This window comes from Rhizobium sp. NLR8a (assembly GCF_019685235.1).
In the GTDB taxonomy this organism is placed as follows: domain Bacteria; phylum Pseudomonadota; class Alphaproteobacteria; order Rhizobiales; family Rhizobiaceae; genus Rhizobium.
On record NZ_JABDWI010000003.1, the window covers coordinates 196605 to 219038 of the forward strand.

A 22434-nucleotide genomic window follows, 5' to 3' on the forward strand; every position below is an offset into this window, starting at 1 on the left:
GAAATGGCGATGCGGCCGATTCGCTGCAATGGTCAATTCAGGAAGGATGACACGATGAAAATGATCCAGGCGATACCGCTCGCCCTTCTCCTTGGCGGCGCGGCGATAGCGCATGCGGAACAGCCGCTGCAGCGCACCGACCTCGTCAGAAGCGATATCGATGTACCCGGCCACGAGGCCGTTCAGGTGCGCGTCGATTTCGCCCCCGGCGTTCTCGCGCCGAAGCATGCGCATCCGGGCGAAGAAATCGCCTTCGTTATCGAGGGCACGCTGGAATATCGGCTCGACGGGCAGGAGCCGGTAACGCTGAAGGCCGGCCAATCGCTGTTCATTCCCTCCGGCGTCGTGCATTCGGCCAGAAACGTCGGCAGCGGCAAGGCTTCGGAGCTGGCGACCTACATCGTCCGTAAGGGCGAAGCGCTGGTCGTGCCCGCCAACTGAGGCCGCGTCAGGATTGGGGCGGGCGCGGGAAGCACTCGCCGCGTGGACCCGCGCCTTGGCTCCAGTTTAAGCCTATTGCTGCGGCTGCGCCGGCGGCGGGGTGCCGATCTTGTCCAGAACCTTCTTAGCGAGCGCCGGGTCGCTCTGCGCTGCCGTCAGGATCGACGAATATTCCTCGACGGAGATGTCGTTGGAGGCCTGGACGGTGTCGACCATCTGCTTCTTGGCTTCTTCCTGCAGCTTTTGCTTCGCAGCTTGGTCCTTGGTCGCGTCGATCTTGGCCGAATATTCCTGCCTGACCTTGTCGACCTGCACGTAGGCAACGGCAAAGGCCTCGAGTTTCTGATCACTGACAGGGGCAGCCGCACCGGTACCACCCTGTCCTTGCATCGGCGCCTGCCCCTGTGCCGGCGGCTGCTGTTGCGCCTGGGCAAGCTCGGTCGCGGATGCCGGGCTGAGAGCAAGCAGACTGAACACCGCGGCTGTCATCGTTGCGAGGGATGTGTAACGAGTGATCATTTTCATTCCTTTTCCGGTGATTTGGACGGCAGCAAAGACCGCCTCGGTCGATCGCTCAGCCGCTGGAAAGGCTGGCGAGGTCACGACGATGAAGCCCGGAAAAGGGCTCGGTGCGGCGGTAAAGGGGCCATTTTCTGACGATTGAGCGGCAGCTTTGTGGCCCCAGCTCAACTATTACCGCGCGAACCTGCGCGCCCCCATTACGCAGAAAATGACAGCCACCGTCACCGCGAGCATCGCCCAGGTGACCGGTTCGTGCAGCAGCGTGGCGGCGAGCGCCAGGCCGAAGAAGGGCTGGAGCAGTTGCAGTTGGCCGACGGCGGCGATGCCGCCTTGCGAGAGGCCGCGATACCAGAAGATGAAACCGATCAGCATCGAGAACAGCGAGACATAGGCAAGGCCGATGAGCGCCGGCGTTCCAATGTCGGCGAAACTTTCCGGCCGGTAGACGAACGCGACTGCAATCATGATTGGCAGCGAAAGGACCAGCGCCCAGGAAATCACCTGCCAGCCGCCGAGCGTGCGCGACAGCCGGCCGCCCTCGGCATAACCGAGGCCGCAGGCGACGATTGCCGCGAGCATCAGCAGGTCGCCGACCGGCGAGGCCGTCAGACCTTGCGTCAGGGCAAAGCCCGCCACCAGCGCGCTGCCGAGGATGGAGAACAGCCAGAAGGCCGGCTTCGGCCGTTCGCCGCCGCGGATGACGCCGAAGGTCGCCGTTGCCAGCGGCAGCAGACCGACGAAGACGATCGAATGGGCTGACGTCACATGCTGCAGCGCCAGCGCCGTCAGCAGTGGAAAGCCCGCCACGACGCCAAGCGCGACCACGGCAAGCGGGATGATATCGCGCCCGGCCGGCCGCTTCTCACGAAAGACGATCAGCAGGCAGAGCGCCAGCACCCCGGCGATCGCCGCGCGCGCAACAGTCAGGAAGACCGGATCGAACTGCGCCACCGCCACGCGCGTCGCCGGCAGCGAGCCGCTGAAGATCACCACACCAATCAAACCATTGACCCATCCTGCCGTCATGCGCTCCATCATGCGTTCCCTTCCCAGATGCATGTCGTCGAAACCCTGCGGCCTTGAGAGAACGGCATGCATAAACAATAACCTGAGGCGCGTTAGCTGAATCGAATTCACAAGAACGGGCCGTCCAGCCTTATCCGCCAAAACCGATAGCCACGACAGTGACGGTCTGATACGGTTTCGCAAAACTGTTATGGTTCAAAAGGCAGTACGGATGAACGAAAAGATAGCGGGACGCACCCGCGTCGAGATGGTGATGGCGACGATCCGGCAGCGCATCGCCGGGCGCAGCCTGACGCCGGGGGCAAGGCTGCCTTCGGTGCGGAGCCTGGCGTCCAGCATGAAGCTCTCGACTTCGACCGTCGTCGACGCCTATGAGCGCCTGGCCGCCGAGGGCGCGATCATCTCACGGCCGGGTTCCGGCTTCTATGTCGCCAACCAGGCGGCCCCCTTCGCACTGGCCGAGGCCGGGCCGAAACTCGACCGCGCCGTCGATCCCTTGTGGATTTCGCGGCAATCGCTGGAGTCCGATGAAGCCGATCTCAAACCCGGCTGTGGCTGGCTGCCGTCCTCCTGGCTGCCTGGCGAGGGCATGCGCCGGGCGCTCCGAACGCTTGCGCGCGCCGAGGGGCCGGCCCTTGCCGATTACGGCTCGCCGCTCGGCCTGCGGCCGCTGCGCCAGCTGATTTCGCGGCGCATGGGCGAGCGCGGCATCGAGGCTTCGCCGGCTCAGATCCTGCTCGCCGAGTCCAGCACGCAGGCGATCGACTTGCTCTGCCGTTTCCTGCTCGAACCCGGCGACACGGTGCTGGTCGACGATCCCTGCTACTTCAACTTCCACGCATTGCTGCGCGCCCACCGGGCGAAGATCGTCGGTGTGCCCTACACATCGTCAGGCCCCGATGTCGAACTCTTCGCGCAGACGCTCGCCGAACATCGGCCGCGGCTCTACATCACCAACTCGGCCATCCACAATCCGACCGGCGCGACACTCTCCCCCGTCACAGCCCACCGGGTCCTGAAACTCGCCGACCAGTTCGATCTCACCATCATCGAGGACGATATCTTCGCAGATTTCGAATATTCGGTCGCGCCTCGCCTCGCCGCCTTTGACGGGCTCGAGCGCGTCATCCATATCGGCAGCTTTTCGAAGACGCTTTCGGCCTCTGCCCGCTGCGGCTTCATCGTCGCCAGGCCCGAATGGATCGAGGGCCTCACCGACCTCAAGATCGCCACCTCCTTCGGCGGCGCCCGGATGACGGCCGAGCTGGTGCTCAAGGTCTTGAGCGACGGCGGTTACCGCAAACACATGGAAATGCTCAGGCAGCGGCTGGCGCGCGCCATGACCGAGGTCACCGCTCGTCTGAAGGGCTTCGGGATAAAACCCTGGCTGGAGCCCCAGGCCGGCATGTTCCTCTGGTGCCGCCTGCCCGATGACATCGACGCAGCTGATGTGGCGCGAGCGGCGTTGGAAAAGCGGATCGTGCTGGCGCCGGGCAATGCGTTCAGCCTGTCGCAATCGGCGACGAATTTCATGCGCTTCAATGTGTCGCAGACGCTGGATGAGAGAGTATTTGCGGTATTGGGGGATGTGTTGGGAAAGGCCGCGCGATAAAGCTACAGCACATCCCTCGGAAAAACCGCGAAGACATCAGAGCGACCGAAAGGTCATGCGTGAGACACCCCCTCTGGCCTGCCGGTAGAATCAGCCAACGATTTCGGACGCGCTGGTCTCACCCCACCCAATCAAAACGACCGATTGAGCGCCTTATCGTTCTCCAGCCGCGTCACGCAGCCCTCCAGCTTGGCGAGCAGCAGGTCGAAGTCGAGCGGCTTCGTCAGATAATCCGCAGCACCGGCCCGCAGGCCGGCGAGCGTGTTTTCCCGGTCTGTCAGCGCCGTCAGCATGATGAAGGGAATGTTGGAGAGCTCCGGGTGATTGATCTGGATTTCCGCCAGAAGCTGATGCCCATCCATAACAGGCATGGAAATGTCGCTGATGACGATATCAGGCCATTTCGACAGGATCATTTCCAGGCCCTCTGCGCCGTTCGAGGCCTGGAGCGTCCTGTAGCCGGCTTCGCTCAACTCTTCGACGAGGAGATTCCGGATCTCGACTTCGTCTTCTATGCACAGGACTGTAACCATAAGCTCTTCCTTAAGCTGCGACTTGTTGATCCGACAATAGAAACTCTATTGGCAGAGAGATGGTGAATGTTGTGCCTTTGCCAAGCTCACTCGTCACCTCGACGGTGCCGCCGTGCAGCTCGATGACCTGCTTGACGACGTTCAGGCCAATGCCGGTTCCGGCAATACCCGTCGCGCTGCGGGCGCGATAATAAGGTTGAAACAGTTTCGGCAGATCATCCGCATCCATGCCGATGCCGCTATCGGCAACGGCGATTTCCACCATTTTCTCTTCAACCCGAGCGTGAACATAAATGTCAGGCTGATCGGGCGAATATTTGACGGCGTTCGACATCAGATTGATGAAGACCTGTTCCATCGCGCTTCGATCGAAGGTCAATACGTCAGGTATGAGTTCGAGATCGAGATGGAAGACATGCGAAGGGCTGAGTTCGCGCTGCCGATCACAGCAGGCGACGAGCAAGGCTTTCAGATCACCTTCGCTCCTCTTCAGTATGATCTGTCCGGTTTCGAGCCGGCCGCTCGCAAGGATGCTCTCCATGAGATCGACCATGCGCACCACCGCGCTGCGGATCACTCCGGCTTTTTCGTGAACATACTCGCCGCTGACGTTGGTCGTCGAGCGGCAGAGCCGCTGGGCGGCCGCATCGATGATGGCAAGCGGCGTTCGAAATTCGTGCGAGGCCATAGCAACGAACTGGCGCTGCAGCGCATTCACCTGGCGTTCGTGCACCAGCAGGCGGTCCAGCTCCTGCCTTTGTCTTTCGATTTTGGCTGTTCGGTCCGCCACCATCTCTTCCAGATGGTGGCGGTGGTGGGTGAGTTCGGCCTGGCTGTCCAGCAGGGTCAGCGAGGTGCGACGCAGTCCTCGTCCGAGCCAGAACACCGCGGCGATCAACAGAGCCAGACAGCCGAGCCCTGCCGGCGCGATCTGCTGGAGCAGCATGAAGCCCGGGCGGATCGGCTGCCACACGAGATAGCCGATCACCCCGCCGTCATAGGACGAGACAGGCACTTGCGCCCGCTCGTCGTCTCCCTTCGAAAGGGAAAAATGCAATCCTTCGAGCCGCGCATAATGGGCAATGCTTTCAGCCGCTTTTCCGTCGATGAACTTGACCGAGACGGCGATGAACTCCTGACCCGCTTCGATCTGCATCCTTGTCGAACTCGGCATAACAGGGCGCGCGCTTGTTATCGCCGGTCTGTTGCCGATCATGATCGTGCGTACCCTGGCCAGCTGGCCAAGCGGTTCGCCACCGCTTCTTTTGCGCTCGACGAGAGCCGCCCGCGTCTCGCCGGCCAGCGCCGTCATTTCCTCGCTGTCGTCGCTGCCGAGGCGCGGCGGCATGGTGTCCGTTCCGTCGCGGAACGCAAACAGCAGGCGATTGGTATTGTCGAAGATGTAGGTTCTATCGTGTCCGAAATATTGGCTCGTCCAGCGGCCGACATTGTCAAGCAACCATTCATGGTTCCGCTGCTTGGAATAAAGAAAGGCGTCGTCCCATTTCGTGACGCTTTCCTGTTCCCGGGGAAGCGCCTTGAACTGCTCATCCAATCCTTGTCGCACAAAGTCGGCCTGGCGGCGCAAGTAGAGATCATCGACGTTCACGGCGGCAATCCATGCGAATCCGCACAGCAATACGGCCGCCGCACAGGTGAGCGCCACCAGGACGAGCGTGATGTGCGATGTGAGCCTGACCTTCAATACTTGCAACCTTTTGATGGCGCCCCTTCCCCCGAAATTGACACGCAAAAGTTGACGGACGGTGAATTGCTCCCCGCAGGTATTTGCGTGGCCGGAGCCGCCGGCACCCACGAGAGCCTAAGCCTGAGGTGCCCCGCAAGGGGCGCCGAAGGGCGAGGCGGGTGCGCTGACGCCGGCTTCTTGCAATGAGCAGCCCCACCCTGGCGGCGCAGCCCTCACGGCCGGCGCACAGCGCGGATCTTGCCGCTATTGCCTCCGCCACAGAAGAAGCAGCCGCCGCCGTCGGATTCGAGGCCGGAGACGCCAGTGCCTTCGGGCATGTCGAGCCGCTCCAGCACCTCGCCGGACTCGGGGTCGATGCGCCTGACATCGCTGTCGTCGCCCTCCCAGGTGCCGTGCCAGAGCTGGCCGTCGACCCAGGTGACGCCTGTCACGACGCGGTTGGATTCGATCGTGCGCAGGATCTTGCCGGTCTCAGGATCGATCTGATGGATCCTGCGGCCGCGATGCTGGCCGACCCAGAGCGTGCCCTCGGCCCAGGCAAGGCCGGAATCGCCGCCATTGCCGGGGGCCGGGATGGTGGAAAGAATCTGGCCGGTCTTCGGGTCGATCTTGTGAATGACGTCCTCGGCAATCTGATAGAGGAACTCGCCGTCGAAAGCCGTGCCGGCGTGAGAGGCGACTTCGATCGACCGCACCACTTCGCCGCTGTCGGGATCGAGTGCGTTCAGCCTGTCGCCCGAGGCGAACCAGACATGCCGGCCGTCGAAGGTGACGCCGTGAACGCGCTCCGCACCCGGAAAGGGTCCATATTCACGCAGAATGGTCGCAGCCGATGTCTTCATGTCTTCCTCCTTGTCGGTTGACCCATACTAGTCGCTCGGCAGCGGTCCCGGGAGTAACAAGATCGTCGGGAAAGAGGAGAGCGGCGGGCTCATCCAGCGGCGCGCCCGCCCGCGTCCGATCGCTTGCACCTTCTCCTCGCCGGCGAGCGCATCCAGCGCCCGCTGCACGGTGCGCGGACTGGTGCCGAGCGCGATTGCCAACGCCGAACTCGACCACGCTTCGCCATCGGCGAGCAAGGCGAGCACCGCCGCATGCGGCCCTTCGACGAGCGGGGCAAGCACTGCAACCTCAGCGGCGCCGGCAGGGGAAAGGGTAAAACCGCGCTCGGTAGCCGAGACTTCCGCCAGCCCGGCTAATTCCGTCCGCAGCCGGCCGATCTCGACGCGCAGCCGGGCGCGATGCGATTCATCGGCATGCTTGCCGCGGAAGGCGCGTGCGATCAGCGCCCCGCGCGACACATCCGCCGGCCAGGCTTCGGCAAGCGCACGAGCGAGGGCGAAAAGCACCGGCCGGCTCGCCAGCGGCACCACCGCACTGCCCGCGCGCACGACATGGCGGCAGGCATCGACGACGAGCGTGCCATTTGAAAAGAGCGCCTCCACCTCGGCAAGCAGCAGCGGCCGTTCATGCCCACGCGAAACCAGGCGCGCCGCCGGCAGATCGAGCACATGTCCAGCGGTCTCGACCTCCGCCGTGAGCACGGGCATGTCGGCCCGCCGCGCCGCAAGCCTTGCCCGTTCGAGCGCCGCGCGCGCCGGCTGCGTCCGCAAGCGCCGGACCGCGATCCCAGCCGCGACAAGCTCATGGGCGGCCAGCAAGGCCGGCGGCAGCGGCGTCGGGTCGAGCGCGGCCAGCGCCTGCTCGGCCTCGTCGAGCCGGCCGATCAGCACCATCAGGCGAATGGCGATATTGCCGGCATGGGCGGCGTTGACCCGGTCGCCATGCGCTTCCAGAACCTTGCGCGCCCCCTCCAGCACCTTCGGCGGCCAGGTGAGATCGCGCGATACGAGCGCGATCTCGGCCTCGGCGACGACACAGCGGGCGCGGGCCACCGCCTCCCGCGGTCCGAATGCGCGCGCAGCGCTCTTCAGCAGCGCCTTGGCGCGGATGAGGTCACCGAGCTGCGCCATGGCGATGCCGCGCAGCGCCAGCGCAGGCGCATCGTCGCGCAGCGCCACCCGTTTCAGCGCGCCAAGCGTATCGCCCGATGCCAGCGCCTGCGCCGCGGCCGTAATCAGCGAGTCCATTCAAATCCCGTCACACTTGTCACTCCCGGCATTTGTCCCTCCCGCCGTAATCTTCTTTCAACGGCAGGCAAGCGCGCCGGATGCTACGACGAGAGACAGGCAAAGGAGAAGACCCATGACGGCAATGCTGAACGCAACTCGCGAGCAATGGCTGGCGGCGAGACTTGATCTGCTCGAGGAGGAAAAGGAATTGACCCGGCGAAGCGATGCGCTGGCGGCCAAACGCCAGCAATTGCCCAGTGTGAGGATCGGCAAGGACTACCACTTCGACACCGAAGGCGGCGGTGCTTCGCTGAAGGATCTCTTCGGCGGGCGTTCGCAGCTCCTGATCTATCATTTCATGTTCGGGCCGGATTACAGCGCCGGATGCCCCTCCTGCTCCTCGATCGCCGACGGCTTCAACGGTTTCTTCGTCCACCTGGAAAATCACGACGTCGCCTTCTGGGCGGTCTCGCGCGCGCCGCTTGCAAAGCTTGAGGCCTTCAAGCGGCGCATGGACTGGAGCTTTCCCTGGGCCTCGTCAGCCGGCAGCGATTTCAACGCCGATTTCAGCGTCTGGTTCAGCCCGGAGCAGCAGCGTCTCGGCGAGATCGAATACAACTACCGTCGCGAACCGCCCGCCCCCGAACCGCCGGCGGGCAAGACCGTGCCGGACTGGCAGTCGCGCGGCAGCGACGAACCCATCGTCCAGATCGCGTCCATGACCGGCACCGACGTTCCCACCTACTCCCGCGACCGCCCCGGCGTCAGCGCTTTCGAACTCATCGATGGCGGCGTCTACCACAGCTATTCCAGTTATGCGCGCGGACTCGACGGGCTCTGGGGCGTGTACCAATGGCTGGACCGCGCGCCGAAGGGCCGCAACGAAACCGGCATCTGGTGGCGCCACCACGACCGCTACGGCAAGGAGTGACAACAATGGCGCTCTTCGCTCACGCCTCAAAACGGGCTGACGACGTCAGCCCCTCCCTCGGCACCGCGAGTTGGCTGTCGATCGCCGCCGCTGACGGACCCGCCGACGAGCCGGTCAAGCCCGCTCTCGCCGCCGCCGATTTTCTGTCTCTCGCCGCCGCCCCAACATTTGCGATCATGGCGCTGCTGACGGCAGTAACCGGCAGCGCCGACACGATCTGCACGACTACATCGGATGCCTTCCCGATCGGCGGGATGGTGCCGATGTACCTGCTGATGAGCGCCTTTCACCTGGCTCCCTGGCTGGGGCTTGCCAGCAGGCTGGGGCTGGGGTGCACATGACGGTTCGGCGCCTCTGACATTGCTTCGCGTCCCGCTTGAGCAAACGCCTCCGGGAAAGCGCGCCGTTCTCTCTGGTTGTGATTGTCTTACGCACCGAAACTATGCCATGACCGATCCACTATGACGCAACGGATAAAGGTGCGACATGAAGAAGATCGGTTTTCTCTCGTTCGGGCACTGGACGCCCTCGCTTCAATCGCAGACGCGCTCGGCGGGCGATGCGCTGCTGCAGTCGATCGACCTTGCCGTGGCGGCCGAGGAGCTCGGCGCCGATGGTGCCTATTTCCGCGTGCACCATTTCGCCAGGCAGCTCGCAGCGCCTTTTCCGCTGCTGGCGGCCGTCGGCGCCAGGACCAACCGGATCGAAATCGGCACGGCCGTGATCGACATGCGCTACGAGAACCCGCTCTATATGGCCGAGGATGCCGGTGCTGCCGATCTCATCGCCGGGGGGCGGCTGCAACTCGGCATCAGCCGGGGCTCGCCCGAACAGGTGATCGACGGCTGGCGCCATTTCGGCTATGCGCCGCCGGAAGGTCAGAGCGAGGCCGACATGGCCAGGCATCATGCCGAAGTCTTCCTTGAGGTGCTGCGCGGCGAAGGCTTCGCCAAACCGAACCCGCGGCCGATGTTTCCGAATCCACCCGGCCTCCTGCGTCTCGAGCCGCATTCGGAAGGCCTGCGCGAGCGTATCTGGTGGGGGGCGAGCTCCAACGCCACCGCCGTCTGGGCCGCCAAGCTCGGCATGAACCTGCAGAGCTCAACACTGAAGGACGACGAAACCGGCGAGCCGTTCCACGTCCAGCAGGCCGACCAGATCCGCGCCTATCGTGAAGCCTGGAAGGCGGCCGGCCATACACGCGAACCGCGCGTTTCGGTCAGCCGCAGCATCTTCGCGCTCGTCGACGAACGTGACCGCGCCTATTTCGGCTTTGGCGGCGACGAAGGCGACAAGATCGGCTTCATCGACGAGAAGACCCGGGCAATCTTCGGCCGCAGCTACGCCGCCGAACCTGACGTGCTCATCAAGCAGCTTGCGGAAGACGAGGCGATTGCCGAGGCCGACACGCTGCTGCTCACCGTGCCAAACCAGCTCGGCGTCGCTTACAACGCCCACGTCATCGAAGCGATCCTCACCCACGTCGCTCCGGCGCTCGGCTGGCGCTGACAGCGAGGCTTGCGCGAGCCTTCAATAGAAGCGGTGGTGATGAGAAACGGCAGCTGTCGTCGGCCGCCATCGATGCACCCGGGACCTAACTGGCGCGGTCGACGTTGATGATGCGAGCCTTGAATCTGTCACATCGCGACCGACTTAAGGCTGCAGTCAAATCGCTCGAGTTGCCTAATGCCGCGCACGAACCTGAACGATATCCTGATCTTCATGGCCGTCGTCGATGCCGGAAGCTTTATCGCCGGCGGCCAGGCCATGGGCCTCTCCCGTTCGGCAGCGGGAAAGGCCGTCACCCGCCTGGAAGAGCGGCTCGGCGCGCGCCTGCTCAACCGGACAACGAGAACACTGAGCCTGACCGACGAAGGACGACTGTTCTACGAGCACGGGCTGCAGATCCTGGCATCGGTCGACGAGGCGGAGGCGAGCATTGCGGGGCAAAGCGGCACGCCGCGAGGCGTTCTCAGGCTTGCCGTTCCCGGTCTCTTCGGACGGCTCGTCGTCCTTCCCTTGCTCGAAAAATATCTTCGCACCTGGCCCGACATGCAGGTCGAAGTGAACTTCACCGATCGCCCGGCCGACAACGTCGAAGATGGCTTCGATCTGGCGATCGGGATTGGCGCGACGCCATCGGCGGCCGACAGCCGGTTGATCGCGCGCGTGATCTCCAGTGACAAGGCGCGGCTCTGTGCCTCGCCCTCCTACCTCTCCGAACGCGGCATGCCTCGCGATATAGGGGATCTGGCGGCCCATGACTGCCTGTTCTTCACCAGCCGCGGCCAAAGGCAGGGCTGGCGCTTTCGCAGTGGTGGCGGCTGGATCAAGGCGCAGGGGCGCAGCCGCCTGAGGCTCGACAACGGTGAAGCCGTTCGTGACGCCTGCATGGCCGGCCTCGGAATCGCCCTTCTTCCGCACTTCGTTGTCGCCGCCGAGTTGACCGCCGGTCGTCTCCGGCAGGTCCTGTCTGACCTCGAAACCGACGACACGAAGATCGTGGCGCTCTATCCCGACAAAGGCATGCTGGAGCCGCGAGTGCGCTGCTTCATCGATCTGTTGTTCGAGGAAATCGGAGGGCAAGGCTAGGGCCTGCGCGGGGCTCATGCCACGGCCTTGTCAAAACCGCGAAAGCTCTTGAGCGCCAGCGGAAAGAGGGTCGCAGCGAGGTAAGCGAGGCCGCAAAGGAGCAACGCCGCGCCAAGCCCGATCGTGCTGATCAGCGCGCCACCGACGAGGCCGCCGAAGGGGATGAGGGCAAAGCAGAGAGCGGTATTCATCGCCGTGACGCGGCCGGTCAGCGGTTTGGGGATGCGCTCGAAGATCACCGCCGACAGGATAGGGTTGAGGAAACCGGAGGCAAAGCCTGCGATTGCGAGCGTCGCAAAGACGGAGCCGAGCGGCGCATCCACCGCGAGCACCAGAAAGCGTGGACATCCGGTCAGGAGGAAAGCCACGGTATAGACGATCAGACGCGGCATGCGCTCGCCAATAACAGCGGCAATCGCCGCCCCCGCGACGGAAGCGCCGCAGAAGGCGGCGAACATCGCTCCGAGCAGCTCCGGCCCATGACCGGCGTTCTTCGTCCAGACGGGCAGCAGCACGGCGTTATAGGCTTGATCGAGCAGATTGGTGATCGCCACCATGGTGACAATACTGACGAGCACGGCATCGCTGCGCAGAAAGCGCCAGCCTCCCCGGAGATCGTCGAGATAGGATGAAGCTGGCCGCGCGTCGGACGCGGCGAGGATCGCAGGAGTGCGGCGGATGCCCGGTATGCCAGTCGCAATGATTACGGTGGCCGCGGCAAAGGTGGCGGCGTTGACGATGAGCGCCTGCCCCGGGCCGATCAGCCCGATCAGCAAGCCGGCGCCGGCCGCGCCCATCGTCGAGGCCAGCCGCTCGATGGCGCTGGAGACGCCGGTCACCCGTTCGAGCGGCACATCGGCGAGAGCGGCGATATCGGGAACCATCGCCTGCTTGGCGGCGTCGGAGGGACCACGCAGCACACCCATGGCAAAGACAAGAGGCAGCAGCATCGGCACCGTCAACACGCCGAAGAGATCGAGAAGCGGAACGAGACCCACCACAGCCATGGAAGCGGCGTCGCAGATGATGGCGATGCGCTTGGCGCCGACCCGGTCGATCAGCGGCCCGCCGAGCGCTTTGGCGAGCACGTAAGGCAGCATCTCCATCATCGCCGTCAACCCGGTCAGCACCGGGCTGCCGGTGGCGCTCAGCACCAGCCAGGGAACGGCGACAGTCGAAAGCCGGGTGCCGGACAGCGATAGCGTCTCGGCGGCGGCGAGCGCGAGAAACGGCTTGCCCCTTCTCACGGCTCGTTATCCCGCTCGCGGTGCGGAACACGGCCTGGATAGGGGAAGGCGTGCAACATGACATAGAAGGGAACGATGTCAGGATTGCGAGACGCCGCCTCCCCCAACGGCGGGGCCTCCCGCATCGCTTCGAGAATGATATCGCTCAGCCGTTTCGTCAGGGCTTCGGCCTTTTCAGCGGTCATCGGGATGATGATGTCGTCGGCGGCCGTCGCCTTGCGCCATTTGGCCGGCAGCTCCGCATATTCCTCAAGCGCCTGCTGCATCTGGTCAACCTGCAGCGAGAGCGCCGCCTGATTGAAGGCGACATCGAGATCGAGCGCCTCCCCCTGCGTCTCGCTTGCGGGCACCGAGGTCAGCTCATGGCGCGCGCGCCACCAACGGTCGCGTCGTGAGCCATGCGGCGCCTCCTCGATGAAGCCATATTGGGCAAGCTGGCGCAGATGATAGCTGGTCGCGCCGCTGTTCAGGCCGAGCCGCGCGGCGAGCTGCGTCGCCGTGGCGGGGCCGTCGATCCTCAGCATGCCGAGCATGCGCAGGCGGACGGGGTGCGCCAGCGCCTTCAGTGCGGTGGGTTCGGGCACGACCCGGCTGACGGTCCGGGAGATGGCGGCATCTGGGGAGGGTCGGGGATTGTACTCATTCATGACCCAAGGATACAATCGCAAACATATCTTTGCAAATATTTCTTTGCAGACCTTTTCCGAAGGAGATTCGAAAACGATCTTCAGCGATGGCCAGGCTTGATCACACGCCTACGAGAATGATTCTTCTGCGCGGTTTGTGGGAAAACATGCCATGGCAGGTGAAGGCGGACAGCCCGATCTCAGGGTTCAAACCCCAGCCAAAGTGAAGATGGCGCAGGGCTCGGCGATGCCGCGCAGGGCATGCTCGCCGAGCGGCGTCAGCGCGGCCTCGGTATTCGCCGCCACGGCACCTGAGATCAGAACGCCGTGGCCGAGCGGCTTGCAGAGCCCTTCCAGCCGGCTGACCAGATTGACCGCCGGGCCGATGGCGGTGAAGTCAAGCCGGTCGGCGGCGCCGATATTGCCCCAGAGGATTTCGCCGAAATGCAGGGCGGCGCCGAAGGGCAGCGGCGCCAGCCCCTCAGCCTCGCGCATCCGATCGAGATGGATCATGCCGGCGCGGCTGGCGGCGACGGCCCGAAGCGCCGCCTCGCAGGCTTCTCGATCAGCCCGGGCCTCGTCACCGGAAGCGGCGGTGACGGGAAAGATCGCCAGCACGCCGTCGCCGATGAATTTCAGCACCTCGCCGCCGAAGGCGTGCACGGCGCCGGCGACGCGGTCGAAATAGGCGTCGAGCGCTGATATCATCGCCTGCGGCTCCGTCACCTGGGAAAGTGCGGTGAAATCCCGCAAATCGGCGCAGAGAAGAGCGGCGCGAATGGTTTCGCCGGTGCCGCGGGCAAGTGCACCGGACTGAACCCGAGCCGCACTGCGCCGGCCGAGATAGGCTTCAAGCAGTGCCGCCCGCGCCTCCCGCGCCGCAAGGGCCGCAAGCGGCGCGGCGGCAAAACGCGCGATCTCCTGCAGCCGCGCGGCTTCATCAGGAGAAAATTCGTCCGCCCCCGTCCTCCTGCCGACGCCCGCCCAGCCGAGCACAGCGCCGTCCCGCGAAGCTCCAATGCTCTCCTCCCAAACCGGCCCAAGCCCGGCCAGCCATTCGCGCCCGGCATCGCTTTGAGGTGCGGCGGCAAAACCCAACGCCTCGATGACGGCTCCGGTTTCGGCTCGCCACAGCCAGGTACGGCGCGCGATGATCGGATGCGGCACCGAAAGTGTCAGCGCGCCGCCGGAAAGCGCCAAGCCATCGGCCAGCAGCCGGCGCCCGAGCTCGGCCAGAAACCGTTCGGGACCGGGCGAAGCCGCAGCCTCGTCAATCAGCCAGGCAAGAGAGGAAGGCAGATCCATGGGTTAACATTGGCATTGCAACAGGACGTGGGCAACCCCGAGACGTCAGCCCACGGACACTCCCGCGGCCTCTGAGGTGGTCTCCGGTATCCGCCTGTTGGCAACCAAAACCCCCGACGTCATCCTCGTCCTTGTGCCGAGGATCTGCGACGATCCAATTATGCATCTGAAAATAAACGGTTTTCGTTCAAACAACTGCCCTGGTCAGATACTCGGCACAAGGCCGGGCATGACGGAGGAGACTTTGTCGGCAACTGAGGACACCTCAGGTGTCCGGGGGATTTCCTTTCGGCACTTGCGCCAGCCGGGTCCCTCCGCACCCCTGTCAACCCCACCGTCCAACAACTCTGTGGAAAACCATTCACCACGGTGGAAAACAACCCAATAAACACTTTTAAATTGCGCGACATAGATTCGATTATGTGCCAGCCTGTCATTAGCGATTGAGGGGTTGCGATGGGCACGACATACTGGCCGAAAGACCCGCTTGACGGGAATGACATGACGCTGCTGACGTCGATCCTTCGACGCTGGTGCGAGCGCTATGGGATCGACTTTACAGCCGAGGAAAGCAAGCGGAAGGCGAAGGAACTCGTGGAATGGTTCGAGTTCGGCGTCAAGGATCCGGCCGAGCTTGAAGAGCTGATCGACGGAAAGCACTGGCTCGTCAGCCGCATTTGAGCGCATTCGTTATTTCAACGGATAAAGGCCGGGCGAAACATCGCACCGGCCCTCGTTTGTCTGCCTCTGTCAAAGGCTTTTTAGTAGTCATCCCGCCAGCGGCGTTCGCGGTCCCAGCGCCGCTCATAGCCCCAGCGCGGGCTATCCCAATCGCGATGACGCCGCTCCCAGCCCCAGCGGGGCGGACCGCCATAGAAAGCTACAGGCGGCGGGCGGTGCCAGTTGCGCCGGCATTCGCCCCAGCGGGTCAGGTGCCAACCGCGACCACAGGCGTAGTCGACCTTTGTGACAGTGCTCTCAACCTTGATTGCCCCGATCGGCATCGCCTGAGCCGTGCCGATCGAGAGGCTGCCAGCGAGCAAGGCAGCCGCGATAGAAAGTGCCTTCATCGAAAACTCCATTTCATCCAGCCGCAATCACCTTAGGACCGCCAAATTGAACTGGAGATGAACTGTACGTTCATGTTTGCGGACGAAAAAGCAGCACTTTTTTGACCGCGGCAAACCGTTCTTCCCGTAGCGTCAAGCGCTTGAGGGGCGTCCCGCCGCCTGCCGAAAACCGTTCATCTCCTGCCGTAAAATGGATCTGGACCGGGGTTGCGCCCGGCGGCGACCTCGGTGAGCCGTCCGAGGTAATGCGCCCAGCCTTCCTCGTGGCCAGCGCACTGCTCCGCACTCGGCAGGCCGCTATGGGTGAGCCGCAAAAGCGTCCCGCCTCCCTGTTCGATCAGGTCGATCTCGACCAGACTCGACCCGGGCGGCACCACCTCGCTGCCGTCCCAGCCGAAGCTGTAGGCAAGCCGATGCACCGGCACCACCTCGCGAAACGAGCCGCGCGCAAAACGGGCGCCGGTGACGTTGACGAGATAGAGCCCGCCGGGCTCCGGCTCGACCTCGGCCTCCGTCCCCATCCAGCGCAGGATCTTCTCCGGATCGGTCATCAGCGCAAACACCGCCGCCGGCGGCGCTGCAAGATGCGTCTCGCGGCGCACGACGAAAGATTCTGGCATCGCTCTCTCCCATGGTTGCTGCTCTACCCCTCAGTGAGGCGGAGCAGCATGCTTTTTCGACATGGATATTCCTCAGCAGAAGCATGTAGGCGGAAGGGCGTGCTCAACAAGGGTGGTGGAGCATGTGCCCTTCGCTGACGCTCAGCGCATTCGCTCCCATCGTCGCTCACCCCCTCATCTGCCCTGACGGGCTTCTTTTCCCCGCTGGGGCGAAGGGGAAGCAAGCCTCACGGTGACCATACCTACCGCAAACATCTCAAATGGAGCGAGGCGCCCGCCGCGATTCCCCTTCTCCCCAGCGGGGAAAAGAAGCCCGGCAGGCAGATGAGGGGCGGGGAGCGAAAGCGATGAACGCCTTGAGCTGCAGCGAAAGGCAAATGGCCATATTAGAGGACACACCAACGCACCCATCCGGAAACCATCTTACCCTATTGCCAGCCCGCCGCCTTGCCCCTATTGTCCGCGCCGTTCTCAGGGCGGGGTGAAAGTCCCTACCGGCGGTATGCAGTTTCGATTGCGAGCCCGCGAGCGCCTTCCTCGGAAGGGTCAGCAGATCAGGTGAGATGCCTGAGCCGACGGTCATAGTCCGGATGAAAGAGAACGTGCGCTGCTGCTGCCCTCCGGGCTGGCGGCGGATGCTCGTGATCGCCTTGGGTGATGTGTCTGTACGCCAAAGGAGATTACCATGACACCCACCCGTTATGCCTTCGTCAAAGCCGGCTGGCACGCCGATATCGTCGACCGTGCGCTTGAAGGCTTCCAACAGCTTGTTCCCGCCGAACAGATCGACATATTCGATGTCCCCGGCGCTTTCGAAATGCCGCTTTTGTCGCGCGATCTTGCCGCGACCGGACGTTACGCCGCCGTCATCGCCGCTGCCTTCGTCGTCGACGGCGGGATCTACCGCCACGAATTCGTCGCCCAGGCCGTCGTCGACGGCCTGATGCGTGCCGGCATGGATACGGGCGTGCCGGTGCTATCCGTTTCGCTGACACCGCACCAGTATCAGGAGACGGAACACCATACCCAGATCTATCGCGCGCACTTCGTCGAGAAAGGCCGCGAGGCGGCACGCGCCGCCCTGATGATCGGCAAAACGCGCGCCGCCCTTGCGGCATAGAAGCCCGCGCGACAGGCGCAGGATCGGTCCGCTATCCCCCAACTGACGAAGTCGGCCAACCGCTCTTTCGTCATGCTCGGGTTTGTCCCGAGCATCTACATCAGGTGCAGCAGATCATCGGCCAAGGCCGAGGACGACGCCAAATAGAGGACGGGCTTGTCGACAAACTGACGGCGGGAGAAGCCCGCCGTCTTCTCCAACAGCAGAATAATTGATTCGACGCCCACCCCACGCTGTGGTCCACTCGATCCCGACATGTATCGCCATTCTTAATGCGTCCAAACCTCAAGGGAGCTGAAGATGAGCAATGCAATGCGCAGTGAAACCCCCATCGAAATTCCAGAAACACGGCCGATCGACACCAAGCTCGAAGTGGTCGTCATCCCCGTTTCCGACGTCGACCGCGCCAAACGCTTTTATGAGAACCTGGGCTGGAGGCTCGACGCCGACTTTGCCAATGATGTCGATTTCCGGGTGATTCAGTTCACCCCGCCGGGCTCCGGCTGCGCCATCATCTTCGGCAGGAACGTCACGGCCGCCGCCCCCGGCTCAGCGCAAGGGCTCTACCTGATCGTCTCCGACATCGAGGCCGCGCGGCGCGATCTCATCGCCCGCGGCGTCGAGGTGAGCGAGGTCTTCCACGACGCATCGGGCGTCTATGCCGGCACGGACGAGCCCTATCTCTTCGGCCGCCTGCGCGTCGCCGGCCGCGACCCCGAGCACCGCAGCTACCGTTCCTTCGCCTCCTTCAAGGATCCGGATGGCAACGGCTGGTTGTTTCAGGAAGTCACCACCCGCCTGCCGGGACGCATCGACGCCGATGAGACGGCCTTCTCGACATCGAGCGACCTTGCGGCGGCACTCCGCCGCGCCGCCCAAGCCCACGGCGAACACGAGAAACGCAACGGCGGCAAGCATGACGAGAACTGGCCGGACTGGTACGCCGAATACATGGTCAGCGAGCAGGCCGGCAGGCAGCTGCCGTTGTAGGTTGCGGCGACAGACGCTGGGAGTACCCGCTTCGCCTTCGAGCCCCTCAGGGCGAGGCTTCTTTCCTTTCTAGGGGTGCCATGCGGCACCCCCGTCTCTGCTCGTCCCAAGTCGCGCGCCATAGCCCGCACCTCATCGATCAAATATATCCCGCCACTGCTTCTCGCCGATCAGACAATCCGTCGTCGGCGCGTCGGCGGCGATCCTCTCCACCCCAGGCGACGGGGAAATGCCGCTGATCTCGAGCACCAGCTTTCGGCGCACGGCGATGGCGAAATCCTCGATCTTGTTGACCGGCAGCACGAAGCTGCCGGGGCCGCCGATCACGCAATCGGCATAATATTTGTCGAGCCCGCCGGGTGCATCGGAAGGACGCAGCATGATGGTCAGCCCGTTGATGATCATGCCTGATGCCACCGCCTTGTCGCGGGCGGGTGTGACAGGATCGCCGGAATTGTTGGGGCCGTCGCCGGAAATGTCGATCACCTCGCGCCTGCCGCGAAAGGGACCGGTGATGATCATGCTGGCGCCCTGATCGATGGCGGTGGAGATCGAGGTGCGCCGTTGCGTGGCGATCGGCCGGGCATCGAGCTTGTCGGCGAAAGCGATCGCATCCGCTTCCGTCTCGATCACCTGCCAGTCGATCATCGAATCCTGGACGACATAGCCAGCCCATTCGAAATAGCTGATGGCAATGCGGCCGGTGAGACCGCCCTTGACCGCATCGATGAATTCCTTATGCTTCAGCGCCTCGATATAACCGTCGCGCTGAATGCCGATCTCCTCGAAATCCATGGACCGCGAGGTGTCGACGGCAAGCACAAGCGTCACGTCGACCTCGTTTCCGCCCGCCCCAGCTGCCGGCGCGACGCCGGTAATAGCCATGAGCACAGCAAGTGTCGTCAGCATCGGCAAATCCTCGTCAGGAAGCGAAGAAACTGTAACACAGCTTGCGGAGGTGCGGGTGCTCGGACGCGCCGGCGGTTTCAATTTTCAGTGATGACAAAGCGCCAGGCGCGCCAAATTGAGGGTGTCGAAATCGTGGCGCCTGTGAGTGCTCGTTTGGCGTATTCCCGGGTCTTATGTCAGGCCTGCTATGGGACATCTGTCCCTTATGCCATCCCGCATTCAGTGGAGCGGCAACCACAATGGGCTTTTCCATGTCTTCAGCGCTTCCAGAAAGACCTGAAGGCGCAAGGGCAGGAAGCGCCGGGTGGGGTATACGGCATGTACGAAGATTTCCTCCGACGACCAGTCGGGCAGCAGGCGGATGAGCTCACCTCTCCGGATTTCGTCGTCGCAATAGGTCGAGGGCAGCAGCCCGATTCCGTGGCCGCGATAGGTAAAGGCGCTGACTGCATCAAAATCCCGGCTGGAGACCGGCCCCTTAACACGGACGTCGATCGCTCGCCGACCGCTGACCAGATGCCACTCCCCTTCGCCGTTGCGGCCGTTCAGGAGCACGCAATCATGATCCCTAAGGTCCTCCGGCTTCGAAGGAAGCGCCCGGCCTTCGAAATAGCTGGGTGCGGCGACGAGATATCGGACGCTCTTGCCGAGCCGTTGCGCGACGATGGAGGAGTCCTTCAGCTCGCCGAAACGGATGGCGAGGTCGATATTTTCGGCGATCAAATCAAGAAACAGATTGGTGACGAAAAGATCGATTTGAATATCGGGATAGATCTTCAGAAAACAGGAGACGAATTCGTAGAAGGGTTCCTGCCCGAAGATCACCGGAACGGAGATCTTCAACAATCCCTCCGGCTTTCTTTGCGTTTTCGTAAGAGCCTGCTCGGCGTCCACGAGATGAGCGAGCGGCTCGCTGCACCTATTGTAATAGGCCTGCCCCTGCGCGGTAAGACTGAGCTTACGCGTCGTGCGCTGGATGAGCGTCACACCGAGCTGTTCTTCTAACGATGTCACCTTCCGACTGACGGTTGAAACGGGCATGCCGAGGGAATGGGCCGCACGGCTGAAACTCCCGTACTGCGCCACCTTTACGAAAACAGCGATGTCGTTGAGGTCCGCCATGCCTTCACTTTTGCATCATTGCAAAAGAGAATCCAGATATTTCCATCTAATCGAGCAATAGGGTTTTCGCCATATTCACCTTGCGAAAACACACCAACCGATGGCCGGCGCTAAGGCGCCGGCCCATCTCGAGCGACCCGCCCTCGCAAGGCTCGTGTTGCCCGAACCAGATTAATGGAGTTCAACATGACCAAGCAAAAGACAGTCATCATTACCGGGGCCTCCCAGGGTATCGGAGCAGGCCTCGTCAATGCCTTCGTCGAACGCGGCTACAACGTCGTCGCCACCTCCCGCCAGGTCAGCGCGTCGGATGCTCTCACGGCTTCCGACAGGCTGGCCCTCGTCGACGGCGACATCGGCGATCCCGAGACTGCGGCCCACGTGGCCAAAACCGCGATCGACCGTTTCGGCTCGATCGACGCGCTCGTCAACAATGCCGGCATCTTCTTGGCCAAGCCGTTTGTCGATTTCACGATGACGGATTTCAGGACGTTGTCTTCGACCAATCTCGAAGGTTTCATCCATCTGACCCAACTGGCCGTCAGACAGATGCGCGCACAGAAGTCAGGCGGCAGCGTCGTCAGCATCACGACGCCATTGACCGATCATCCGATCGCCGGCTTCTCCGCTTCGGTGTCGATGATGACGAAAGGCGGCATCAACGCGATCTCCAAGAACTTGGCGATGGAATATGCGAACGAGAAAATTCGCTTCAATATCGTGGCTCCCGGTGTCGTGGACACGCCGCTGCACAAGGACAATCCGAAGGATTTCCTGAGCACGCTGTCGCCGATAGCTGGCATTTCAAATGTCGATGAGATCGTCGAAGCGGTCCTCTTCCTGATGGAAGCCCCGCGTATCACCGGGGAGGTGCTGCACGTCGACGGCGGAGCACATCTGGGCAAATGGTAAACCATCGAAAAGCGCAGGCAGCCAGCGCGGAACGGCGGCTGCAGGACCTCGGCATCACGCTTCCCCCGCCGCCGACGCCCTTCGGGGCCTATGTCGAGGCGATCCGGACAGGCAAGCTGGTCTTCTTCAGCGGCATGCTGCCGGTCATCGACCGCAAACCGCGCTATATCGGCCGCGTCGGCGGTACGCTGACGGCCGAAGACGGCAGGAAGGCAGCCGAAACGGCGACGCTCAGCGCCCTCGCCGCCGCCAGAGAGTACCTCGGCTCGCTGGACAGGGTCGTCAGGGTCGTCAAGCTCGGCGTCTATATCGCCACCGAAGGCGATTTCCGCGACCACCCGAAGGTCGCTGATGGAGCATCCGAAATGCTGCTCCAGGTCTTCGGCGAGGAAAGACTCTCCGGCCGCGTCGTCCTCGGCGTCGCCAGCCTGCCCTTAGGTGTGCCGATCGAGATCGAGTTCGTCCTCGAAGTCGAAGATTGAATGATCAGGGCGCGCCTCGGCGCGCCCCGCATCCCTGGCATCGCCGCCTCACCCTCACCCGGCAATCAAAAGCAAGACATAGGCGATCACGCTCACCATCAAGCCACGAAAGGCGAAGGTGACGCAGCGATATTTGTTGCAGGCGATGGCAGAGAGGATGTTGGCGTTTTCAAAATACTGGTCGAAGAGGTAGCGCTCGTCACGGCGAACAGCGGCCTCGAAGAACATGTCGCGATGCTTGGGCCAAGAGCCCCAGAACAGCGAGGTGGAGGCGCCGAGACGCCGCGGCAGCACGACAAGAATCGCCGACAGGATGGAGAAGACCGAGGCTGCGGCAAGCAGGCCGGAAAACAGTATGCTGCCCGGCGTGCCGCCTGTGTAGCGCCCCAGGCTGAAGACGGCCCGCACCTCGCTGGAACTCACCAGAAAGGCAAGCATGAAAGTAAAGATATAGGCGGCCTTCTGATCGGATATCTTGATCTGATCATAAAATATGTCGTTGATTTTCTTGATATGATCGAAATACTCGGTGCTGACGTCCCCGCTTGAGGGATTGCTCAGCATTACCTCAGTGGCATTTTCAAACTCGCTCAC

Annotated in this window: 26 protein-coding genes and 1 riboswitch; of the genes, 12 read left to right on the forward strand and 14 right to left on the reverse strand. The window is 63.1% G+C overall.

Annotated elements, in window-relative coordinates; genetic code table 11:
- Positions 1–54 precede the first annotated feature (54 nt).
- A complete protein-coding gene (locus HJC04_RS06735; RefSeq protein WP_210630846.1) occupies positions 55–441 on the forward strand; it encodes a cupin domain-containing protein in 387 nt (128 codons plus the stop codon).
- A gap of 72 nt (positions 442–513) precedes the next feature.
- On the opposite strand, the gene HJC04_RS06740 is transcribed toward HJC04_RS06735, so the two are convergent.
- Entirely contained in the window at positions 514–960 is a 447-nt protein-coding gene (locus tag HJC04_RS06740; RefSeq protein ID WP_210631599.1) for a DUF4168 domain-containing protein, read from the reverse strand.
- Between HJC04_RS06740 and HJC04_RS06745 the strand changes: the two genes are divergently transcribed.
- Positions 953–1105, forward strand: coding sequence for a hypothetical protein (locus HJC04_RS06745; protein ID WP_221102478.1), 153 nt, complete (start codon positions 953–955; stop codon positions 1103–1105). The genes HJC04_RS06740 and HJC04_RS06745 overlap by 8 nt on opposite strands.
- 29 nt (positions 1106–1134) lie before the next feature.
- Here the strand turns inward: HJC04_RS06745 and HJC04_RS06750 are convergent, their stop codons facing one another.
- On the reverse strand, positions 1135–1998 hold the full coding sequence (locus HJC04_RS06750; protein ID WP_221145664.1) for a DMT family transporter: 864 nt from the start codon (positions 1996–1998) through the stop codon (positions 1135–1137).
- Between the two features lie 181 nt (positions 1999–2179).
- On the opposite strand from HJC04_RS06750, the gene HJC04_RS06755 reads away from it, so the two are divergent.
- Complete coding sequence (locus tag HJC04_RS06755) at positions 2180–3601, forward strand: PLP-dependent aminotransferase family protein (RefSeq protein WP_210630845.1); 1422 nt, start codon at positions 2180–2182, stop codon at positions 3599–3601.
- 131 nt (positions 3602–3732) lie between these two features.
- Here the strand turns inward: HJC04_RS06755 and HJC04_RS06760 are convergent, their stop codons facing one another.
- The 4 genes from HJC04_RS06760 to HJC04_RS06775 all read right to left on the reverse strand — a co-directional run bounded on the left by HJC04_RS06760 (position 3733) and on the right by HJC04_RS06775 (position 7932).
- Positions 3733–4134: a PleD family two-component system response regulator gene (locus HJC04_RS06760; RefSeq protein ID WP_210630844.1), complete on the reverse strand. Its 402-nt coding sequence runs from the start codon at positions 4132–4134 to the stop codon at positions 3733–3735.
- Positions 4135–4144: 10 nt separating this feature from the next.
- Positions 4145–5887 carry an ATP-binding protein gene (locus HJC04_RS06765; RefSeq protein WP_221145665.1) on the reverse strand — a complete coding sequence of 581 codons (1743 nt, stop codon included), beginning with the start codon at positions 5885–5887 and terminating at the stop codon, positions 4145–4147.
- Between the two features lie 167 nt (positions 5888–6054).
- Positions 6055–6684, reverse strand: coding sequence for a PQQ-binding-like beta-propeller repeat protein (locus HJC04_RS06770; protein WP_210630843.1), 630 nt, complete (start codon positions 6682–6684; stop codon positions 6055–6057).
- A 27-nt stretch (positions 6685–6711) separates the two neighbouring features.
- Positions 6712–7932, reverse strand: a complete 1221-nt coding sequence (locus HJC04_RS06775) for a helix-turn-helix domain-containing protein (protein ID WP_221145413.1) — start codon at positions 7930–7932, stop codon at positions 6712–6714.
- Positions 7933–8047: 115 nt separating this feature from the next.
- Between HJC04_RS06775 and HJC04_RS06780 the strand changes: the two genes are divergently transcribed.
- The 4 genes from HJC04_RS06780 to HJC04_RS06795 all read left to right on the forward strand — a co-directional run bounded on the left by HJC04_RS06780 (position 8048) and on the right by HJC04_RS06795 (position 11437).
- Positions 8048–8845 (forward strand): DUF899 family protein, encoded by a 798-nt coding sequence (locus tag HJC04_RS06780; RefSeq protein ID WP_221145415.1) that lies wholly within the window; start codon positions 8048–8050, stop codon positions 8843–8845.
- A 5-nt stretch (positions 8846–8850) separates the two neighbouring features.
- Positions 8851–9186, forward strand: a complete 336-nt coding sequence (locus HJC04_RS06785; protein WP_221145416.1) for a hypothetical protein — start codon at positions 8851–8853, stop codon at positions 9184–9186.
- Positions 9187–9331: 145 nt separating this feature from the next.
- A complete protein-coding gene (locus tag HJC04_RS06790) occupies positions 9332–10354 on the forward strand; it encodes an LLM class flavin-dependent oxidoreductase (RefSeq protein ID WP_210630839.1) in 1023 nt (340 codons plus the stop codon).
- A gap of 177 nt (positions 10355–10531) precedes the next feature.
- A complete protein-coding gene (locus HJC04_RS06795; protein WP_221145417.1) occupies positions 10532–11437 on the forward strand; it encodes a LysR family transcriptional regulator in 906 nt (301 codons plus the stop codon).
- A gap of 14 nt (positions 11438–11451) precedes the next feature.
- Here the strand turns inward: HJC04_RS06795 and HJC04_RS06800 are convergent, their stop codons facing one another.
- From HJC04_RS06800 to HJC04_RS06810, 3 genes are all read right to left on the reverse strand, one after another.
- Positions 11452–12684, reverse strand: coding sequence for an MFS transporter (locus HJC04_RS06800; RefSeq protein WP_221145418.1), 1233 nt, complete (start codon positions 12682–12684; stop codon positions 11452–11454).
- Complete coding sequence (locus HJC04_RS06805) at positions 12681–13331, reverse strand: helix-turn-helix transcriptional regulator (protein ID WP_221145419.1); 651 nt, start codon at positions 13329–13331, stop codon at positions 12681–12683. The genes HJC04_RS06800 and HJC04_RS06805 overlap by 4 nt, the downstream gene beginning before the upstream one ends.
- Before the next feature lie 186 nt (positions 13332–13517).
- Entirely contained in the window at positions 13518–14615 is a 1098-nt protein-coding gene (locus tag HJC04_RS06810) for an adenylate/guanylate cyclase domain-containing protein (RefSeq protein WP_221145420.1), read from the reverse strand.
- A gap of 456 nt (positions 14616–15071) precedes the next feature.
- On the opposite strand from HJC04_RS06810, the gene HJC04_RS06815 reads away from it, so the two are divergent.
- Complete coding sequence (locus HJC04_RS06815) at positions 15072–15296, forward strand: hypothetical protein (protein WP_210630834.1); 225 nt, start codon at positions 15072–15074, stop codon at positions 15294–15296.
- Between the two features lie 80 nt (positions 15297–15376).
- Here the strand turns inward: HJC04_RS06815 and HJC04_RS06820 are convergent, their stop codons facing one another.
- Positions 15377–15685, reverse strand: coding sequence for a GCG_CRPN prefix-to-repeats domain-containing protein (locus HJC04_RS06820; RefSeq protein WP_221145421.1), 309 nt, complete (start codon positions 15683–15685; stop codon positions 15377–15379).
- A gap of 173 nt (positions 15686–15858) precedes the next feature.
- Positions 15859–16305: an SRPBCC domain-containing protein gene (locus HJC04_RS06825; RefSeq protein ID WP_210630832.1), complete on the reverse strand. Its 447-nt coding sequence runs from the start codon at positions 16303–16305 to the stop codon at positions 15859–15861.
- A gap of 463 nt (positions 16306–16768) precedes the next feature.
- Positions 16769–16911: riboswitch (FMN riboswitch) on the forward strand.
- A 79-nt stretch (positions 16912–16990) separates the two neighbouring features.
- Between HJC04_RS06825 and HJC04_RS06830 the strand changes: the two genes are divergently transcribed.
- Both HJC04_RS06830 and HJC04_RS06835 read left to right on the forward strand, forming a co-directional pair.
- On the forward strand, positions 16991–17425 hold the full coding sequence (locus tag HJC04_RS06830; protein ID WP_210630831.1) for a 6,7-dimethyl-8-ribityllumazine synthase: 435 nt from the start codon (positions 16991–16993) through the stop codon (positions 17423–17425).
- A 300-nt stretch (positions 17426–17725) separates the two neighbouring features.
- Positions 17726–18415: a VOC family protein gene (locus HJC04_RS06835; RefSeq protein WP_210630830.1), complete on the forward strand. Its 690-nt coding sequence runs from the start codon at positions 17726–17728 to the stop codon at positions 18413–18415.
- A 132-nt stretch (positions 18416–18547) separates the two neighbouring features.
- On the opposite strand, the gene HJC04_RS06840 is transcribed toward HJC04_RS06835, so the two are convergent.
- Both HJC04_RS06840 and HJC04_RS06845 read right to left on the reverse strand, forming a co-directional pair.
- The gene (locus HJC04_RS06840; RefSeq protein WP_221145422.1) at positions 18548–19324 is read right to left on the reverse strand and encodes a DUF1194 domain-containing protein; all 777 of its coding nucleotides are present in this window, start codon (positions 19322–19324) and stop codon (positions 18548–18550) included.
- A 219-nt stretch (positions 19325–19543) separates the two neighbouring features.
- The gene (locus HJC04_RS06845; protein WP_210630828.1) at positions 19544–20446 is read right to left on the reverse strand and encodes a LysR family transcriptional regulator; all 903 of its coding nucleotides are present in this window, start codon (positions 20444–20446) and stop codon (positions 19544–19546) included.
- A 186-nt stretch (positions 20447–20632) separates the two neighbouring features.
- Here HJC04_RS06845 and HJC04_RS06850 point away from each other — a divergent pair, with 186 nt between their 5' ends.
- Together HJC04_RS06850 and HJC04_RS06855 are read left to right on the forward strand one after the other, a co-directional pair.
- On the forward strand, positions 20633–21358 hold the full coding sequence (locus HJC04_RS06850) for an SDR family NAD(P)-dependent oxidoreductase (RefSeq protein WP_221145423.1): 726 nt from the start codon (positions 20633–20635) through the stop codon (positions 21356–21358).
- Positions 21352–21840, forward strand: coding sequence for a RidA family protein (locus tag HJC04_RS06855; protein WP_221145424.1), 489 nt, complete (start codon positions 21352–21354; stop codon positions 21838–21840). Before HJC04_RS06850 ends, HJC04_RS06855 begins: the two co-directional genes overlap by 7 nt.
- Before the next feature lie 54 nt (positions 21841–21894).
- Here the strand turns inward: HJC04_RS06855 and HJC04_RS06860 are convergent, their stop codons facing one another.
- Positions 21895–22434, reverse strand: coding sequence for a Pycsar system effector family protein (locus HJC04_RS06860; RefSeq protein ID WP_210631596.1), 540 nt, complete (start codon positions 22432–22434; stop codon positions 21895–21897).

Excerpts from the sequence above, each read along its gene's own strand:
- HJC04_RS06735 (WP_210630846.1), top strand. The coding sequence starts at position 55 with ATGAAAATGATCCAGGCGATACCGCTCGCCCTTCTCCTTGGCGGCGCG.
- HJC04_RS06740 (WP_210631599.1), bottom strand. The coding sequence starts at position 960 with ATGATCACTCGTTACACATCCCTCGCAACGATGACAGCCGCGGTGTTC.
- HJC04_RS06750 (WP_221145664.1), bottom strand. The coding sequence starts at position 1,998 with ATGGAGCGCATGACGGCAGGATGGGTCAATGGTTTGATTGGTGTGGTG.
- HJC04_RS06755 (WP_210630845.1), top strand. The coding sequence starts at position 2,180 with ATGGTTCAAAAGGCAGTACGGATGAACGAAAAGATAGCGGGACGCACC.
- HJC04_RS06760 (WP_210630844.1), bottom strand. The coding sequence starts at position 4,134 with ATGGTTACAGTCCTGTGCATAGAAGACGAAGTCGAGATCCGGAATCTC.
- HJC04_RS06770 (WP_210630843.1), bottom strand. The coding sequence starts at position 6,684 with ATGAAGACATCGGCTGCGACCATTCTGCGTGAATATGGACCCTTTCCG.
- HJC04_RS06775 (WP_221145413.1), bottom strand. The coding sequence starts at position 7,932 with ATGGACTCGCTGATTACGGCCGCGGCGCAGGCGCTGGCATCGGGCGAT.
- HJC04_RS06780 (WP_221145415.1), top strand. The coding sequence starts at position 8,048 with ATGACGGCAATGCTGAACGCAACTCGCGAGCAATGGCTGGCGGCGAGA.
- HJC04_RS06785 (WP_221145416.1), top strand. The coding sequence starts at position 8,851 with ATGGCGCTCTTCGCTCACGCCTCAAAACGGGCTGACGACGTCAGCCCC.
- HJC04_RS06790 (WP_210630839.1), top strand. The coding sequence starts at position 9,332 with ATGAAGAAGATCGGTTTTCTCTCGTTCGGGCACTGGACGCCCTCGCTT.
- HJC04_RS06795 (WP_221145417.1), top strand. The coding sequence starts at position 10,532 with ATGCCGCGCACGAACCTGAACGATATCCTGATCTTCATGGCCGTCGTC.
- HJC04_RS06805 (WP_221145419.1), bottom strand. The coding sequence starts at position 13,331 with ATGAATGAGTACAATCCCCGACCCTCCCCAGATGCCGCCATCTCCCGG.
- HJC04_RS06810 (WP_221145420.1), bottom strand. The coding sequence starts at position 14,615 with ATGGATCTGCCTTCCTCTCTTGCCTGGCTGATTGACGAGGCTGCGGCT.
- HJC04_RS06815 (WP_210630834.1), top strand. The coding sequence starts at position 15,072 with ATGGGCACGACATACTGGCCGAAAGACCCGCTTGACGGGAATGACATG.
- HJC04_RS06820 (WP_221145421.1), bottom strand. The coding sequence starts at position 15,685 with ATGAAGGCACTTTCTATCGCGGCTGCCTTGCTCGCTGGCAGCCTCTCG.
- HJC04_RS06825 (WP_210630832.1), bottom strand. The coding sequence starts at position 16,305 with ATGCCAGAATCTTTCGTCGTGCGCCGCGAGACGCATCTTGCAGCGCCG.
- HJC04_RS06830 (WP_210630831.1), top strand. The coding sequence starts at position 16,991 with ATGACACCCACCCGTTATGCCTTCGTCAAAGCCGGCTGGCACGCCGAT.
- HJC04_RS06835 (WP_210630830.1), top strand. The coding sequence starts at position 17,726 with ATGAGCAATGCAATGCGCAGTGAAACCCCCATCGAAATTCCAGAAACA.
- HJC04_RS06840 (WP_221145422.1), bottom strand. The coding sequence starts at position 19,324 with ATGCTGACGACACTTGCTGTGCTCATGGCTATTACCGGCGTCGCGCCG.
- HJC04_RS06845 (WP_210630828.1), bottom strand. The coding sequence starts at position 20,446 with ATGGCGGACCTCAACGACATCGCTGTTTTCGTAAAGGTGGCGCAGTAC.
- HJC04_RS06850 (WP_221145423.1), top strand. The coding sequence starts at position 20,633 with ATGACCAAGCAAAAGACAGTCATCATTACCGGGGCCTCCCAGGGTATC.
- HJC04_RS06855 (WP_221145424.1), top strand. The coding sequence starts at position 21,352 with ATGGTAAACCATCGAAAAGCGCAGGCAGCCAGCGCGGAACGGCGGCTG.